Genomic DNA, 16993 nt, shown 5'->3' with positions numbered 1-16993 from the left:
TCAGCGTTGCAGTTGCTGGCTGCCGCTGCGTGCTTCGATCAGCCCCATGTACAGCTCGGCGTAGGGTTCGATCGATTGATGCCAGTAGCAGGGTGCCGACATCGCCCGACAGCGCATCGCACTGAACAGCTCGGGTGCGGCAAAGACCTCCAGCGCACGGGCAATGGCGCCGCGGTAGTTTTCCAGCCGGGAGCCCTCGAAGAGAAAACCGGTGAGGCCATCCTCGATGGTGTCGGCCAGGCCGCCGGTGCGCCGCGCGATCGGCAGCGAGCCGTAGCGCTGCGCGTACATCTGGCTCAGCCCGCAGGGCTCGTAGCGCGAGGGCATCAGCAGGAAATCGCTGCCGGCGTACATGCGCCGCGCCTCGGTCTCGTCGAAGCCCACGCGCACGCCGACCTCGCCGGGGTAACGGTCCTGCAGGGCGCGCACCGCCTCCTCGATCTGCGGTTCGCCACAACCGGTGATGACCAGTTGGCCACCGCCGGCGACGATGTCCTCGACCACCCCCAGGGTCAGGTCCAGACCCTTCTGATAGACCAGGCGCGAGACCACTGCGAACAGCGGGCCGCTGCTGGGGCGCAGGCCGAACAGGCGGCGCACTTCGGCCGTGTTGGCGTCCCGCGCCTGCCAGTCATGCATGGCAAACGGCTGGCTCAGGTGTGGATCGCTTTCCGGCTCCCAGGAATCGTCGATGCCATTGGGAATGCCGCTGAGCTTTCCGGCGGCGGCCTTGCTGGCGAGGAAACCCTCCAGGCCGCAACCGAACTCGGGCGTGGTGATCTCGCGAGCATAGGTGGCACTGACGGTGGTGACCCGATCGGCGTAGGCGATCCCGGCCTTGAGCAGCGAGAGACGGCCATGCAGCTCCATGCCCTCCATCTGGCAGGCGTGACCGGGGATGCCCAGTTCCGGGCTGCGATGCATGTCCAGCAGGCCCTGGTAGGCGAGGTTGTGAATGGTGAACACGCAGGGGGTGTTCTGCCCACGCCAGCGCATGTAGGCGGGCGTCAGCCCGGTCTGCCAGTCATTGGCATGCACCAGCTCAGGGCTCCAGCGGATCGAGGCGTTGCCGGCGGCGATGTCGGCCGCCGCCAACGACAGGCGGGCGAAACGGATATGACTGTCGGCCCATTCGTTGCCCTGCGGGTCGACGTAGGGATTGCCAGGGCGCTCGTAGAGTTCGGCGCAGATCACCACGTAGACGATCAGGCCATCGTCCATGTCGATGCGGCCAATGCGCGCTGCCGGAATCGCCGCCTGGCCGGGAACTTCGCCCACTACACGGATATGGTTGCCACTGTCGAGGACTTGCGGGTAACCCGGCAGCAGGACGCGGACGTCATGCAGATCGCGCAGGGCGCGGGGCAGCGCCGCGGAAACATCGCCCAGCCCGCCGGTCTTGACCAGTCCGGCCATCTCCGAGGTTACCAGCAGGATCTTTTTCTTCTGCTCCTGAACGGAGCCCAGGCTGAGCAGGGAAGGGGGCTGCGCGTCCTGCAAACGGGCACGCTCAACGGGCTGGGTCAGCGGGTCTGGTACTGCGGCTACGGTCATGAAGTCCTCCGACTGCGGTTACGAACGAACCGCTTGTTCGATCCTGAAAGCGATGCTCTCGCCAGCACGGTCCAGGCGAATGAGCCCGGCCGCGGAGCATCAGGTTGTTGGCAGGTCAGGCAAGAAAAGTGCCCGTTACTCATCCAGACTCGCCGTCGGTAAATAAAGTTCGACGCGTCTGGACCGGAGGTCAGAGCGCAACGCGTCGCGCTCAGCGAGGCGGCGCTGCAGGGACTTCCGTGGGTGCGCGCAGCGCCGGATCGAGGTATTCCGGATGCAGTTCCATCTGCCAGAAAAGAATCATCGAGACCAGGACGGTGACCACAACCAGCAGGCCGATGCCCCAGACCACGCTGGCGAAGAAGAAGCCCTTGGACTGGCGCACGTGCATGTAGATGGGAAAGCCCACATAGAGCAGGAAGGTGGCGTAGACCGAGGCGGCGCCCAGGGCGATCAAGGCCAGTGGGCGGCTGGGATAGAGCCCGGCAAGACCTGCCAGAAAGAACGGCGTGAGCAGGTAGGCGGTGAACGCGATGCACTGGTTCAGGCTCGGCTTGCGCTCGAAGGTGTAGGAAATGCCACGGATGCAGGCGCCCATGATGAAAGTGCCCAGCAGGATGGTGACGTACAGCGCCAGGCTCAGCTGCAGCGCGCTGGAGCCATCCAGGCGCACGCGCTCGTCCTCCGCGAGGGACCAGCCGGTCAGCCAGGTACCGATGTACAGACTGATCACCGGAACCAGAGAGAACAGCAGCAGATGCGGCAGGTATTGCCAGGCGTTTTGTTCCTCGGCGCGGATGATCTGGTGCCAGGCCTTTTCCGGCCGGCTGAACAGTTCTAGCGATGGCATGGTCATGGCAGGGCTCTCCTCGCAGATGCCGCACGGGCGACGTTGAAGGTTAGAGGCGCTGTGGCGCAGAGGTTTCCCTTAACGAACCCGACGGTAAAACGCTCGCGCAAAATGCCCGCCGCGGCGCCTGGCAGTCGTGCAGCCTGCATGGCCGAACGGCGGGAAATGGCAGCTTTGCCGGGTTTTCCGGTTGGCCCGCAAGTTGCGACGAGGCGTGCTTTAACGTCGCTTCGTTGGTCCGTCATGTGGAATGAAATCAGTCAGACCCTCGCCGATGAGTTTTCCGATCTGTCCGATCCCTCGCAGGCCACCCGCATCGTCCTGCGTTTGCTCCTGGCGGCCTTGCTCGGCGGCGTTCTCGGCCTTGAGCGCGAGCACCGTGGCAAGGCAGCCGGGGTGCGCACGCACATGCTGGTTGCCATGGGAGCAGCGTTGTTCGTACTGGTCCCGCAGTTGCACGGGGCAGGGGACGACGCCATGAGTCGGGTGATCCAGGGCATAGTCTCGGGCCTGGGCTTTCTCTGCGCCGGGACCATCCTCAAGAGCGGCGATCTGAATCACGTCAAAGGCCTGACCACTGCAGCGGGCATCTGGCTGACCGCCGCCATCGGCATTACGGTCGGCCTGGGCAAGGAAGCCACCGCAGTACTGGCGACGGTACTGGCGCTGATGATCCTGTTCGCCGTGCCGGGGTTGGTGGCCAGTCTGGAGAGTCTGCTGGGCATGCCGGAGGAGAAGGAAAGGCCTGCACCGCGCAAGGAGCGAGGCGAGGAATCCGAATAGCTGTGTGGCGCCGGCTTCAGGCGAGGATGATCGGCATCTGACGCGATAAGCCGCTTATGTATGAAGGATTAGTGCTCAGCCTGTTCGGCATTGCCGGCGTTATGTCTTAAGATCGCCGGTTGCCGAAAGAACCGTCATGGCCATCGCCATGAAGGGCTTTCATTCTTTACGAATACGTGTGGTGAAGATGAACAAGCCTTTCATTTCGCTGTGCCCTGAAATCACTCGGGCACACGCGCTGACGCTGATGGAGTGGTTGGAGGATGAACGCGTCACCTGCTTCCTGAGTGATTCGCGTGATGTCTCACGCTCCATCGAGCAAGCCATCGATCGAACGCAATCGCCGATTCTGACCCATCTGTTCAACCGCGGCGGCCGATTCTTCATGGCCTATGACCGGCACGACGACCCGGTGGGATTTGTCCGTCTGATCAAGACCGGCCCGGATTGCGAGATCGTCCTGGCCATCGGGAACTGCGACAAATGGGGCCGCAGCCTGGGCGCGCGCACGATCCGCGAAGGCATGAAACTGGCCTTCCTCGAGATGCGTGCGGAGAGGCTCATCGCCAGAATCCACCCGGACAACGCGCGCTCGCTGAACGCCTTTCTGCGCAGCGGCTTTGTGCTGGAGAGCGAAACGCCGCTATTGAAGTCATTTGCCATGACGGCGGGGCGCTATCTGCAGTTCCTGCGCGAAGGTGCCTTCGGCGACGCCACCGGGATCTACATCACGGAAATCGACAAGGTCAGGCTCGAATGTCTGATCGTGCTCGAGCAAGGCCCGGCCGTGGTCGAACTCGAACATGAGCTTGAGCGAGCCATTGTCGTCAAGCCGCAGCAGGTGGCGCGCAATGTTGTCACGATGAACTCCAGGGCTTTGCTGCAGCTGGACGACGAAGAGATCGAAGTGGCCTTGGTCTACCCGGAAGACGCGGACAGCAGCGCCGGGAAGCATTCCGTGTGTTCCGACATCGGCGCCGCCATCCTGGGCTATCAGGAGGGAGACGCGATCGACTGGCGCATTTCCGATCGGACCCGACGGATCGAGATCAGGAAAGTGCTTTACCAGCCCGAAGCTGCAGGCGATTTCCACCTGTAGTTGCGCTTTGAGCTCAGGGCTTACGGCCGATGGCCATGGATCGAACCGGGCTGAGCACTTCAAGTTTTGCCAGGGGACTCTCGAACGCATCCGTTGGGCATGTAACCACGCAATGCAGTCGAAGCAGTCGGCCCGTGGCTGATTGCGTGTTGCATACGATGGCGGGACAGCCGGCTTGCGCGAGCGCTAACCGAGAGGAAGGTGGGGTAGCGGATCAAGGTCTCAGGAGGCTCATGAGCTGTTATGGCATGCATATGATTTAACATAATATACATTATGCGAACGTACGGATGCCGGTGCCAGCCCCTGAGTCAGTACGGATTCACCAGTTCATCTGTGCAATCCCATGCCTGCGACAAACCAGCGCACTTGGAAATGAATCAGTCGCTTGATCCGGGAATCAGCTGGCTCCGGACCAACCTATCGAATCTGATCCGGTTTTTTTTCGAAAACCTGAGCCTGTTACCGGTACAGCGCCACGTTGATGATGCCGGCGCCGAACAGCCCCAGGGGACGCCGCATCATGACCGACCGCATCGACGCACGCCTGATCGACACGATCAACCATCACCAGCCCGTGCGAATCACTCCGGCTCAGGCCGGTGGCCCCATTCATACCCGCAGCTTCTTCGGTCGCTGGCGCACGGCACGCCTGATCGGCACCGGTGGCCTGCTGCTGTTGTTCTTCGGCACCGCCTGGCTGAACTGGAATGGTCGCCAGGCCGTGCTCTGGGACCTGGCCGGCCGCAAATTCCACATCTTCGGTGCGACCTACTGGCCGCAGGATTTCATTCTGTTGTCGGCACTGCTGATCATCGCCGCCTTCGGCCTGTTCTTCATCACGGTGCTGGCCGGCCGGGTCTGGTGCGGTTATGCCTGCCCGCAAAGCGTCTGGACCTGGATGTTCATGTGGGCCGAGAAAGTCAGCGAAGGTGATCGCGGCCAGCGCATCAAGCTGGATGCGGCGCCCTGGTCGTTGCAGAAGCTCATCCGCCGCGGTGCCAAGCACCTGCTCTGGCTGGCCATCAGCCTGGCGACGGCGACCGCCTTCGTCGGCTACTTCACTCCGGTGCGCGAGCTGACCAGTGATCTGCTGAGCCTCGAGCCGGGCCTCGGTGCGGCCTTCTGGCTGGCCTGCTTCACCCTGGCCACCTACATCAACGCCGGCTGGCTGCGCGAGCAGATCTGCCTGCACATGTGCCCGTACTCGCGGTTTCAGAGCGTGATGATCGACAGCGATACCCTGACGGTTGCCTATGACAGCGCCCGTGGCGAAAACCGCGGGCCGCGACGCAAGGACAGCCTGCCGCGCGAGACCGGCCTGGGCGACTGCATCGACTGCACCGTCTGCGTGCAGGTCTGCCCGACCGGCATCGACATCCGCGACGGCCTGCAGCTCAATTGCATCGGCTGCGGCGCCTGTGCCGACGCCTGCGACAGCATCATGGACAAGATGGGCTACGCCCGCGGGCTGGTTCGCTACACCTCCGAACGTGCGCTGGCCGGCGGGCGCACGCGCTGGTTGCGGCCGCGTCTGCTGGGCTACGCCGGGGTGTTGCTGGTGATGATCGGCGCATTGATCTGGGCGCTGGCGGAGCGCCCCCTGCTGTCGCTCAACGTCACCCGCGATCGCGGCCTCTATACCCGCACCGTGGACGGCGATATCGAAAACAGCTACAGCCTGAAGATCATCAACAAGGCCCAGGACAGCCGCCGTCTGCTGATTACCCTGGAAAACCCCGGCGCCTTCCACCTGCAGGGCCCGCGTGCGCTGACGCTGCAGCCTGGCGAGATCCGCGACGTTCTGCTCAGTGTCAGCCTGCCAGCAAGCACGCGCCTCACCGAGGTGGCACCACTGCGCTTCAAGGTCGTCGATGCCGATGACCCGGACAACCAGGTGCAGACCCAGAGCACCTTCCTGGTACCGCAGGCGCTCTGAGACAGGCGCCTGCGCCCTGCCCCAGCCGCTGGCGGCCTGCACGTACGCCTGGCCAGCGGCTAAACTGCCGCCGCCGCATGACCCGAGCAGAGCGCGATGAAACGTTACGAACGACTGGCCGAGGACATTGCAGAGCGCATCCGCTCCGGGGTACTGGCGCCCGGTGATCGTCTGCCGTCGGTGCGCCAGGCCTGCCAGAGCCATGGCGTCAGCCCGGCGACCGTGTTCCAGGCGTACTACCTGCTCGAAGACCGCGGCCTGATCCTGGCGCGGGCGCGCTCGGGCTACTTCGTCAGGGAAAGCGCGCAGCACCTGTTGCAGGAGCCCCAGGTCGCCTATGTCGCTGCACGAACCACCAGCGTCGACGTCAGCGAGCTGGTGTTCTCCGTGCTCGGCTCGCTCAAGGACCCTCAGACGGTACCGTTCGGCTCGGCCTTCCCCAGCCCTCACCTGTTCCCCCTCGCCCGCCTGGCCCGTTCGATGGCCCAGGGTCTGAAGAAGCTGTCGCCCCATGAGGTGGTCGCCGACATGACCGCCGGCAACCCCGAGTTGCGCCGGCAGATCGCCCTGCGCTACATGGCCGGTGGCGTGCGCCTTGCGCTCGAAGAACTGGTGATCTGCAATGGCGCGATGGAGGCGCTGAACCTCTGCCTGCAATGCGTGACCCGCCCGGGCGATCTGGTTGCCATCGAATCGCCGGCGTTCTACGCCAGCCTGCAGGTACTCGAACGGCTGGAACTGAAGGCGGTGGAAATCCCGGTGCACCCGCGCGAGGGCATCGATCTGCAGGTTCTGGCGGAGAGCCTGGAACGCCTGCCGATCAAGGCCTGCTGGTTCATGAGCAGCCTGCAGAACCCGCTCGGTGCGAGCATGAGCGAGGACAGCAAACGCACTCTCTATAGCCTGCTCGAGCGCCACCAGGTTCCACTGATCGAGGACGACGTCTACGCCGAGCTGAACTTCGGTGGCAAACCCGCGCGCCCGGTGAAGAGTTTCGACAGTGCTGGGCTGGTGATGCACTGCGGCTCGTTTTCCAAGAGCCTGGCGCCCGGTTACCGGGTCGGCTGGGTCGCCGGCGGGCGCTTCGCCGAACAGATCTCGCGGCTCAAGCTGATGACCACCCTCTCCCCTTCGGTTCCGGCCCAGGCGGCCATCGCCGACTATCTGCAGCACGGTGGCTATGACCGCCACCTGCGCCGACTGCGGCATGCACTGGAGGCGCAACAGGGCGCGATGCTGGCCGCGGCAGCCCGGCACTTTCCCACCGAGACGCGGGTGACCCGACCGAGCGGTGGTTACTTTCTCTGGTTCGAGTTCCCCGAGCGGGTTGATTCGCTGCAGCTGTTCCAGCTGGCTCTGGCCCAGGGCATCAGCCTGGCGCCGGGGCCGATCTTCTCGGCCAATCGACGCTTCGGCAACTGCGCGCGGCTCAACTACGGCTACCCCTGGGACGCTCGCAGCGAGCAGGCGATGGCGCTGCTCGGACGCATCCTGCAGTCCTTCTAGGGATCTACCCAGCTGGACTGGTGGCCTGACAACGCGCCACTGCATCCTTCCGTGGAATTGCGACCTTTCTCGGCAGAAAGACGCTCGCGGCCACGGAAGACACTGGCTGACACGCAGTCTGGGCCAGTGCGATGAACTTCAGTTGCTGGCGCCACCGGCTTCGCCGGCCGGCGCTGCCGGCTCCCAGCCCCCACCCAGTGCGGTGATCAGTTGCACGCTGGCGAGCAGGCGGTTGCCTTCCAGGGTCAGGCGGGTGCGTTCGCTGGACAACGCGGTGGCCTGGGCGCTGGCGACGTTGAGGTAGTCGAGCATGCCGGCCTTGTACTGGTTCTCCACCAACCGCTGGGTTTCCTGGGCCGCTTCCAGCGCCTGCTGCTGGATGACCGCCTCACGCTCCAGCACCTGCAGCTGGATCAGCGCGTCCTCCACTTCGCGAAAACCGATCAGCACGGTCTGCCGATAGTTGGCCACGGTGCCGTCATAGACGGCGGCGACCCGCTCGTCCTCGGCGCTGCGCGCGCCGCCATCGAACAGGGTCAGCGCCAGTTGCGGACCGACCGACCAGTAGCGATTGGGCAGCTCGATCCAGTCGGCAAAGCTGGCGCCCCGGTAACCACCGCCGGCCGACAGGCTCAGGCTGGGGAACCAGGCTGCACGCGCCACGCCGATCCGGGCGTTGGCGGCCATCACCCGGCGTTCGGCTGCGGCCACGTCCGGCCGCCTTTCGAGCAGTTCCGACGGCAGCGCGGGCGGCACCTGCGGCAGTGCCGGCCAGCCGTTGCGGGCAACGATGGCGAGCTCGGCCGGCGTCTTGCCGATCAGCACGGCAATGGCGTGTTCGAGCTGGGCCCGTTGCCATTGCAGGTCCACCCGCTGGGCTTCGGTGCCGCGCAGCTGGGTGATGGCCTGGGTCACGTCCGAGCGCGGCGCGATGCCGGCGCGGTACTGGTTTTCGGTGAGTTTCAGCGAGCGCTGGTAGGCCTGTACCGTGCGCTCCAGCAGCCGCGACTGCTCATCGAGTACCCGCAATTGCAGGTAGTTGCGCACCAGTTCGCCCTGCAGGCTCAGGCGCAGGGCGGCGAGCTCCGCGGCGCTGGCCTGGAACTCGGCGTCACTGGCCTCCAGGTTGCGCCGCAACCTGCCCCAGATGTCCAGTTCCCAGGCCAGGTTCAGGCCCAGGTCGTAGTTCTGGCCGACCGCCTCCTGCCCGGAAACCCCGCCACCGCCGCCCGAGCGGGTCATCCCGGCATTTGCCCCCAGGCTGGGATAGAAGCTCGCCCGGGCGCTGCGCACCAGCGCGCGTGCCTGGCGATACTGGGATTCGCTGGCAGCCAGGTTCTGGTTGTCCAGGTTGAGCTGTTCGACCAGCGCATTCAGCTCCTGGTCGCCGTACAGCCGCCACCAGGCGCCCCGCTCCGCCTCGTCGGCCGGCGTGGCGGCCTTCCAGCCCTCTGCGTGACGGAACTGGGGCGGCGCCTCGAACGCCGGACGCTGGTAGTCGGGGCCGACGGCACAGCCGCCGAGGACGACGGCCAGCCCCAGGGGCGCGAGCAGATGGGAGCGTTTCAACTTCATAGAGGCGTTTCCAGGGCAGCATCGGTACGCACGCCGCGCCAGCGGTTGACCCGGTGGCGCAGACGATCGAGATAGAGGTAGACCACCGGCGTGGTGTAGAGCGTCAGCAACTGGCTGAGGACCAGCCCGCCGACGATGGCCAGGCCCAGCGGCTGGCGCATCTCGGCACCCTCGGCGCCACCGATGATCAACGGCAGCGCGCCGAGGATCGCCGCCAGGGTGGTCATCATGATCGGTCGGAAACGCAGCAGGCAGGCGCGACGGATCGAGTCCTCGGGGCTGAGGCCGTCGTTGCGTTCCAGTTGCAGCGCCAGGTCGATCATCAGGATGGCGTTCTTCTTCACCACACCGATCAGCAGGAACAGCCCGAGCAGCGAGATCAGGCTGAACTCCTGGCCGAACAGCAGAATCGCCAGCAGCGCGCCGACCCCCGCCGACGGCAGGGTCGAGAGAATGGTCAGCGGGTGCACGTAGCTCTCGTAGAGGATGCCGAGCACCAGGTAGACCGCCACCAGCGCCATCAGGATCATCCACGGCTGGTTCTGCTGGGCCTGCTGGAAGGCGCCGCCGGTGCCGCCCATGCTGCCCTGCACCGCCGTCGGCAGGCCGACTCGGGCCACGGCCTCATCAATGGCACGGGTGGCTTCGTCCAGGCTGACGCCCTCGGCCAGGGCAAAGCCGATGTTTTCCGCGGCGAACTGGCCCTGGTGGGTCACCCGGTCTTCCTCCAGGCTGCGTTCCCAGTGGGCGAAGTTGGCCAGCGGCACCCGGTTGCCGTTGGCGCCGATGACCTGGATCTGATTCAGCGCCTCGGGGTGTTCGGCCTGGCGCGGGTCGATCTCCATCACCACCCGATACTGGTTGAGGCTGTCGTAGATGGTGGAGATCTGCCGCTGGCTGAAGGCGTTGTTGAGCACGCTGGTGATCATCGCCATGTCCACGCCCAGCCGCGCCGCGGCGGCGCGGTCGACGACCAGGCGGATCTGCTGGGCGCCCTCGCCCTCCTTGCTGTCGATGTCGGTCAGTTGCGGCAGCGCCCGCAGCGCGTCACGCACCTTGGGCAGCCAGATGCGCAGCAGGTCGAGGTCGTCGGACAGCAGCATGTACTCGTTTTCCGAGCTGCGCCCTTCCCTGCCGCCGATCTGCAGGTCCTGGTCGGGCATCAGGAAGATGCGCCCACCCGGCACCTTGGGCATCTCGCGGCGCAGGCGGTCGATCACCTGTTGCGAGCCGGAGACCTTGCCGCGCTCGGCAATGGGCTTGAGGCGCACGATCAGGAAGGCGTTGTTGATCCCACCGCTGCCGCCGATGAAACCGGCGACGCTGTCCACCGCCGGGTCGGCAAGAATCGCCCGGCGGAAGATCTCCATCTTCGGCTGCATCACCTGGAACGACAGGCCGTCATCGCCGCGGATCATGCCGACCAGCTGTCCGGTGTCCTGCTGCGGCATGAAGGTCTTGGGTACCAGCACGAACAGCCAGACGTTCAGTGCGATGGTCGCCAGCAGCGAGAACAGCGTCAGGCGCGAGTGCCGCAGTGCCCAATCCAGGCTGCGCCGGTACCCGTCCAGCACATGCGCCTGGACGCTGTCGCCGAAGCGCTGCAGACGACCCTGCTCGCGCTTCACTTCCGGCTTGAGCCAGCGCGCGCAGAGCATCGGCGTGAGGGTGATCGAGACCAGCAGCGAGATCAGGATCGCCACCGCCAGGGTGATGGAGAACTCGCGGAACAGCCGCTCGACGATGCCGCCCATGAACAGGATCGAGACGAACACCACCACCAGCGACAGGTTCATCGACAGCAGCGTGAAGCCCACCTCGCGCGAGCCCTTGTAGGCCGCCGCCAACGGTTTTTCGCCGTTCTCGATATGCCGGGCAATGTTCTCCAGCACCACGATGGCGTCGTCCACCACCAGTCCGGTGGCGATGATCAGCGCCATCAGCGACAGGTTGTTCAGCGAGAAGTCCAGCAGGTACATGGCGGCGAAGGTGCCGACCAGCGACACCGGTACCGCCAGCGCCGGAATCAGCGCAGCACGCCAGCGGCCGAGGAAGGCGAACACCACCAGGATCACCAGCGCCACGGCGATCAGCAGCGTGCGTTCGGCCTCGTGCAGGGTGGCGCGGATCACCGGCGAACGGTCCATCGCCACGTCCAGTTCGACGCTGGCCGGGATCATTGCGCGCAATGCGGGCAACTGGGCGCGGATCTCGTCGATGGTTTCGAGAATGTTCGCCCCGCTCTGCCGGTTGACCACCAGCAGCACCGCCTGGTTGTCATTGAAAAAGCCGCTGTTGTAACGATCCTCGACGCCATCGACGACGCGGGAGACATCGCCCAGGCGCAGGCTGGCGCCGTCCTGGTGACGGATGATCACCTGCTCGTACTCGGCGGCACGCTCCAGCTGGTCGTTGGCGCGGATCTGCCAGTGTCGCGTGTCGTCGGCCACCGAGCCCTTGGGCCGCTGCACGTTGCTGGCGACGATCGCCTGGCGCACTTCGTCCAGCGAGATGCCGTACTGGTCGAGCAGGCGTGGTTCCAGCGACACCCGCACCGCCGGCAGCGAACTGCCGCCGATCTGGATCTCGCCGACCCCGCCGACCTGCGACAGCTTCTGCGCCAGGATGGTCGAGGCCACATCGTAGAGCTGGCCCTTGGAAAGAACGTCGCTGGTGAGCGACAGCACCATCACCGGCGCCTGGGAAGGATTGATCTTGCGGTAGGTGGGCATGCTGCGCATGCCACTGGGTAGCAAGGTGCGCGCTGCGTTGATCGCCGCCTGTACCTCGCGCGCCGCCGCGTTGATGTCACGGTCGGTGTCGAACATGATCATGATCCGCGTCGAGCCCTGGGCGCTGCGGCTGCTCATCTGGCTGATCCCGGAGATGGTGCCGAGCGAGCGTTCCAGCGGCGTGGCGACGCTGGACGCCATGATCTGCGGACTGGCACCGGGCAGGTTGGCCTGCACCGTGATCACCGGAAAGTCCATGTTCGGCAAGGGCGACACGGCCAGCAGGCCGAAGCTCAGCGCGCCGAGCAGGACGATCGCCAGGCTCAACAGCAGCGTGGCCACCGGACGGGCGATGAAGGGGGCGGAGAGGTTCATGCGCGGCGACCGCCAGGCAGCTGGAAGCAGGAAGTCTCAGGCCGCAAGCGCACGGCGGCCGCTGCGCATCCGGTTGCCATCACCAGCCCCCCGCTGCCCGCTCCCCGTCTCAGCGCAGCCGCTTCGCACTTCCAGCCCCCTGCGGCCCGCTGCCGGGTCCCCGTGCTCATACCGTGACCCCCGCCGCACTGCGCCCGGCATAGCGCCGGCTCAGACGGTCGAAGAACAGGTAGATCACCGGGGTGGTGAACAGCGTCAGTACCTGGCTCACCAGCAGCCCGCCGACCATCACCAGGCCCAGCGGCTGGCGCAGTTCGGCGCCGGAGCCTGAGGCCAGCATCAGCGGAATCGCGCCGAAAAGCGCGGCCAGGGTGGTCATCAGGATCGGCCGGAAGCGCAGCAGCGCGGCCTGGAAGATCGCATCGTCCGGCGACATGCCCTGGTTGCGTTCGGCGTCGAGGGCGAAGTCGATCATCATGATCGCGTTCTTCTTGACGATGCCGATCAGCAGGATGATGCCGATCACCGCGATCAGGCCCAGGTCATTGCCGGTCAACAACAGCGCGAGCAAGGCACCGATAGCCGCCGACGGCAGGGTCGAGAGGATGGTGATCGGATGGATGTAGCTCTCGTAGAGCACACCCAGCACGATGTACATGGTCACCACCGCTGCCAGGATCAGCAGCAGGGTCGAGGACAGCGAGGCACGGAAGGCCTCGGCGGCACCCTGGAAGCGACTCTGGATCGCCGCCGGCAGGCCTATGTCCTGCTCGACCTGCTCGATCACCGCGACCGCCTCGCCCAGTGCCACGCCCGGCGCCAGGTTGAACGACAGCGTGGCGGCCGGGAACTGGCCGATGTGATTGACCAGCAGCGCCGAGGCGCGCTCCTCCCACCGTGCCACGCTGTGCAGCGGCACCAGGGCGTCGTCACGGCCGAGCACATGGATCTGGCGCAGCGCCTCGGGGCCGATCCGTTCGCCCTGCTCCGACTCGAGAATCACCCGGTACTGGCTGGACTGGGTGTAGATGGTCGAGATCTGCCGCTGGCCGAAGGCGTCGTAGAGCGCATCGTCGATGGCCGCAACGCTGACGCCGAGGCGACTGGCGGCGTCGCGGTCGATGTCGAGGAACACCTGCAGGCCACGGTTCTGCAGGTCGCTGGCGACATCCGCCAGCTCCGGCTGCGCGCGCAGCGCCTCGACCAGGCGCGGCGTCCACTCTTCCAGCAGCGCGCTGTCCGGCGACTCCAGGCTGAACTGGAACTGGGTGCGGCTGACCCGGTCCTCGATCGACAGGTCCTGCACCGGTTGCAGATAGAGCTCGATCCCCGGCACCCGAGCCAGCGCCGGACGCAGCCGCTCGATCACCTGGCTGGCGGTGACGTCGCGCTCGGCATGCGGCTTGAGGTTGATCAGCAGGCGGCCGCTGTTGAGCGTCGGATTGTCACCGTCGACGCCGATATAGGACGACAGGCTGACCACCGCCGGGTCCTGCAGGATGACCTCGGCCAGGCGCTGCTGGCGCTCGGCCATGGCGCGGAACGAGATCGACTGCGGCGCCTCGGAAATGCCCTGGATCACCCCGGTGTCCTGTACCGGGAAGAAGCCCTTGGGCACTGCCAGGTACAGCAGCACCGTGAGCAGCAGCGTGCCGAGCGCGACCAGCAGGGTCAGTGCCTGATGCTTGAGCACCCAGGTCAGCCCGATCCCATAGTGGCTGATCATCCGGTCGATGAAGGCGCCGCTGGCACGGTAGAAGCGCCCCTGCTGCTTCTCCGGTTCGTGCCTGAGCAGGCGTGCGCACATCATCGGTGTCAGGGTCAGCGAGATCACCAGCGAGATCAGGATGGCCACCGCCAGCGTCACGGCGAACTCGCGGAACAGCCGGCCGACCACGTCGGCCATAAACAGCAGCGGGATCAGCACCGCGATCAGCGAGAAGGTCAGCGAGATCAGCGTGAAACCGATCTGCTGGGCGCCCTTGAGCGCAGCGTTGAGCGGCGTCTCGCCCTCCTCCAGATGGCGAGCGATGTTCTCCAGCATGACGATGGCGTCGTCGACCACGAAGCCGGTGGCGATGGTCAGTGCCATCAGGGTCAGGTTGTTGATGGTGAAGCCGGCCAGGTACATGACCGCGAAGGTGCCGATCAGGGAGAGCGGCACCACGATCGAGGGAATCACCGTGGCCGACAGCTTGCGCAGGAACAGGAAGGTCACCAGCACCACCAGGATCACCGCCAGCAGCAGCTCGTGCTGCACATCCGTGACCGCGGCGCGAATGGTCTGGGTACGGTCGGTAAGCACCGTGACCTCGAGGTTCGCCGGCAGGGTCGCGCTGATCTGCGGCAGCAGTTGCTGCACCCGGTCGACCACCTCGATGACGTTGGCGCCGGGTTGGCGCTGGATGTTCACCAGCACCGCCGCCTGGCGGTTGGCCCAGGCCGCCAGGCGTTCGTTCTCGGCGCCGTCCTGGATGGTGGCGAGATCGCCCAGGCGCAGCACCGAGCCTTCGTTGTAGGCCAGGATCAGGTCACGGTATTCCTGCGGGGTCTTGAGCTGGTCGTTGGCGTCGAGTTGCGAGACGCGGGTCGGGCCGTCGAAGTTGCCCTTGGGCTGGTTGATGTTGGAGCTGGTGATCAGCGAACGCACCTGGGCCATGCTCAGACCGTGGGCCGCGAGTGCCTCGGGATTGACCTGAATGCGCACCGCCGGGCGCTGCCCGCCGGCCAGGGTGACCAGCCCGACGCCGCTGATCTGCGCCAGTTTCTGCGCCATGCGAGTGTCGACCAGATCGTTGATTTCCGGCAGCGGCATGGTCGCCGAGCTGATCGCCAGCGTCATCACCGGGGTGTCGGCAGGATTGACCTTGTTGTACACCGGCGGCGCCGGCAGATCGTTCGGCAGCAGGTTGCTGGCCGCATTGATCGCCGCCTGGACCTCCTGCTCGGCAACGTCCAGATCCATCTCCAGGGTGAAGCGCAGGGTGATCACCGAGGCGCCGCCGGAGCTGGTCGAGGACATCTGTGCAAGGCCCGGCATCTGGCCGAACTGGCGCTCCAGCGGCGCGGTCACCGCACTGGTCATCACCTCCGGGCTGGCGCCGGGATAGAGCGTCAGCACGCGGATGGTCGGGTAGTCCACCTCGGGCAGTGCCGACACCGGCAACAAGCGATAGGCAATCAGCCCGCAGATGAAGATCGCCACCATCAGCAGCGTGGTGGCGACCGGCCGCAGGATGAAGATGCGTGACGCGTTCATGCGTCTTTCCGCAGCGGCCGTTCGCCAGCCTCGTCTTCGGATGGGCGCCCCGGCGGCGGGGTGTCATCGTCCTGCGCCTGGATGATTTCCACCTTGCTGCCGTCGCGCAGGCGGTCGGTGCCTTCCAGAACCAGCCGTTCACCCACCTGAACCCCTTCTTCGATCAGGGTGGTGCCGCTGTTGCCGGGGCCGGCCTTGACCGGACGCACCTGCACCTTGTCCTCGGCATCGATCACATAGACGAAGGTGCCGTTCGAACCGTACTGCAGCGCCGCCGAGGGGATCAGCAGCACCTGCTCGCGGGTCATCAGGCGCAGACGCAGGTTGACGAACTGGTTGGGAAACAGCATCTCGTCTTCGTTGGCGAAGCGCGCCTTCAGGCGCAGGGTGCCGGTGCTGGTGTCGATCTGGTTGTCCAGGCTGCGCAGGGTGCCGCTGGCCAATTGCAGACGTTCGCCGCGGTCCCAGACCTCCGCCGTCAGCTCCGCGCCGTCGCGCACGCGCCCCAGCAGGTCCGGCAGCGCGCTTTCCGGCAGCGTGAAGGACACATCGATGGGCTGGGTCTGGTTGATCACCACCAGCGGCTCGGCATCATTGGCGCCGACCAGATTGCCCAGGTCATAGCCCCTCAAGCCCAACCTGCCGGAAATCGGGGCGCGTATCTCGCTGTAGGCGAGGTCCAGCTTGGCGCTGGCCACCTGGGCCTGGCTGACCTTGAGATTGCCGCGATACTGCGCCACCAGCGCCTCCTGGGTATCCAGGGTCTGCTTGGCGATGGAGTCGTCGGCGTAGAGCCCCTGGTAGCGCGCCAGGTCGATCTCGGCGTTCTTCAGTAGCGCCTGGTTCTGCAGCAACGCGCCTTCGGCCTGTTGCAACGCTGCCTGGTACGGGCGCGGATCGATCACCGCCAGCAGCTCGCCCGCCTCGACCTTCTGCCCTTCCTCGAACAATACCTTGACCAATTCGCCGCCGACCCGGCTGCGCACGTTGACCGTGCGTGCTGCGCTGACCGTGCCCAGTGCCTTCAGCTCGACCGGGAAATCCCCACGCTCGACGGTTGCCACGCGCACCGGCACCGGCATGCCGAAGCCGCCGAAGGGCCCGCCCCGCCCCGCTCCGCCCGGAGCGCCGGCGCCGGGCGTGGGCGACGACGAAGCCGGCCAGAACCACCAGGCGAGGGCGACCACTGCCAGTACAACCAGGACGATTTTCAGCCAGCGCGGCAAGCGGCGGGGAGAGTCAGTGCGTTGCGAAGAAGACATGACGACCAATCGGAGCGAAAAGGAGGCTGAACGATAAGTAGTCTCAGCCGCCCTGCAAA

General features: G+C 65.8%; 10 protein-coding genes. 4 read left to right on the top strand and 6 right to left on the bottom strand.

Annotated elements, in window-relative coordinates; genetic code table 11:
• A complete protein-coding gene (gene glgA, locus DBO85_RS15565) occupies positions 1–1554 on the bottom strand; it encodes a glycogen synthase GlgA (protein ID WP_108108168.1) in 1554 nt (517 codons plus the stop codon).
• Between the two features lie 211 nt (positions 1555–1765).
• Positions 1766–2410: a Yip1 family protein gene (locus DBO85_RS15560; RefSeq protein ID WP_108108167.1), complete on the bottom strand. Its 645-nt coding sequence runs from the start codon at positions 2408–2410 to the stop codon at positions 1766–1768.
• Positions 2411–2647: 237 nt separating this feature from the next.
• On the opposite strand from DBO85_RS15560, the gene DBO85_RS15555 reads away from it, so the two are divergent.
• From DBO85_RS15555 to mapR, 4 genes are all read left to right on the top strand, one after another.
• Positions 2648–3187, top strand: coding sequence for an MgtC/SapB family protein (locus DBO85_RS15555; RefSeq protein ID WP_108108166.1), 540 nt, complete (start codon positions 2648–2650; stop codon positions 3185–3187).
• A gap of 136 nt (positions 3188–3323) precedes the next feature.
• Entirely contained in the window at positions 3324–4286 is a 963-nt protein-coding gene (locus DBO85_RS15550; RefSeq protein WP_108108165.1) for a bifunctional GNAT family N-acetyltransferase/nucleoside diphosphate kinase regulator, read from the top strand.
• Between the two features lie 523 nt (positions 4287–4809).
• Positions 4810–6225 carry a cytochrome c oxidase accessory protein CcoG gene (gene ccoG / locus DBO85_RS15545; RefSeq protein ID WP_108108164.1) on the top strand — a complete coding sequence of 472 codons (1416 nt, stop codon included), beginning with the start codon at positions 4810–4812 and terminating at the stop codon, positions 6223–6225.
• Between the two features lie 96 nt (positions 6226–6321).
• A complete protein-coding gene (mapR, locus tag DBO85_RS15540; RefSeq protein ID WP_108108163.1) occupies positions 6322–7731 on the top strand; it encodes a GntR family transcriptional regulator MpaR in 1410 nt (469 codons plus the stop codon).
• A 138-nt stretch (positions 7732–7869) separates the two neighbouring features.
• On the opposite strand, the gene DBO85_RS15535 is transcribed toward mapR, so the two are convergent.
• From DBO85_RS15535 to DBO85_RS15520, 4 genes are all read right to left on the bottom strand, one after another.
• The gene (locus DBO85_RS15535) at positions 7870–9306 is read right to left on the bottom strand and encodes an efflux transporter outer membrane subunit (protein WP_108108162.1); all 1437 of its coding nucleotides are present in this window, start codon (positions 9304–9306) and stop codon (positions 7870–7872) included.
• On the bottom strand, positions 9303–12413 hold the full coding sequence (locus tag DBO85_RS15530; protein ID WP_108108161.1) for an efflux RND transporter permease subunit: 3111 nt from the start codon (positions 12411–12413) through the stop codon (positions 9303–9305). The genes DBO85_RS15535 and DBO85_RS15530 overlap by 4 nt, the downstream gene beginning before the upstream one ends.
• Positions 12414–12579: 166 nt before the next feature.
• Positions 12580–15672, bottom strand: coding sequence for an MdtB/MuxB family multidrug efflux RND transporter permease subunit (locus DBO85_RS15525; protein WP_108108160.1), 3093 nt, complete (start codon positions 15670–15672; stop codon positions 12580–12582).
• Positions 15669–16934, bottom strand: a complete 1266-nt coding sequence (locus DBO85_RS15520) for an MdtA/MuxA family multidrug efflux RND transporter periplasmic adaptor subunit (RefSeq protein ID WP_108108159.1) — start codon at positions 16932–16934, stop codon at positions 15669–15671. The genes DBO85_RS15525 and DBO85_RS15520 overlap by 4 nt, the downstream gene beginning before the upstream one ends.
• Positions 16935–16993 lie beyond the last annotated feature (59 nt).

Origin of the sequence: Pseudomonas mangrovi (assembly GCF_003052585.1) — a bacterium.
In the GTDB taxonomy this organism is placed as follows: Bacteria; Pseudomonadota; Gammaproteobacteria; order Pseudomonadales; family Pseudomonadaceae; genus Aquipseudomonas; species Aquipseudomonas mangrovi.
Note: the sequence above shows the minus strand (reverse complement) of the source record. Positions and strands in the feature narration are given on the sequence as shown.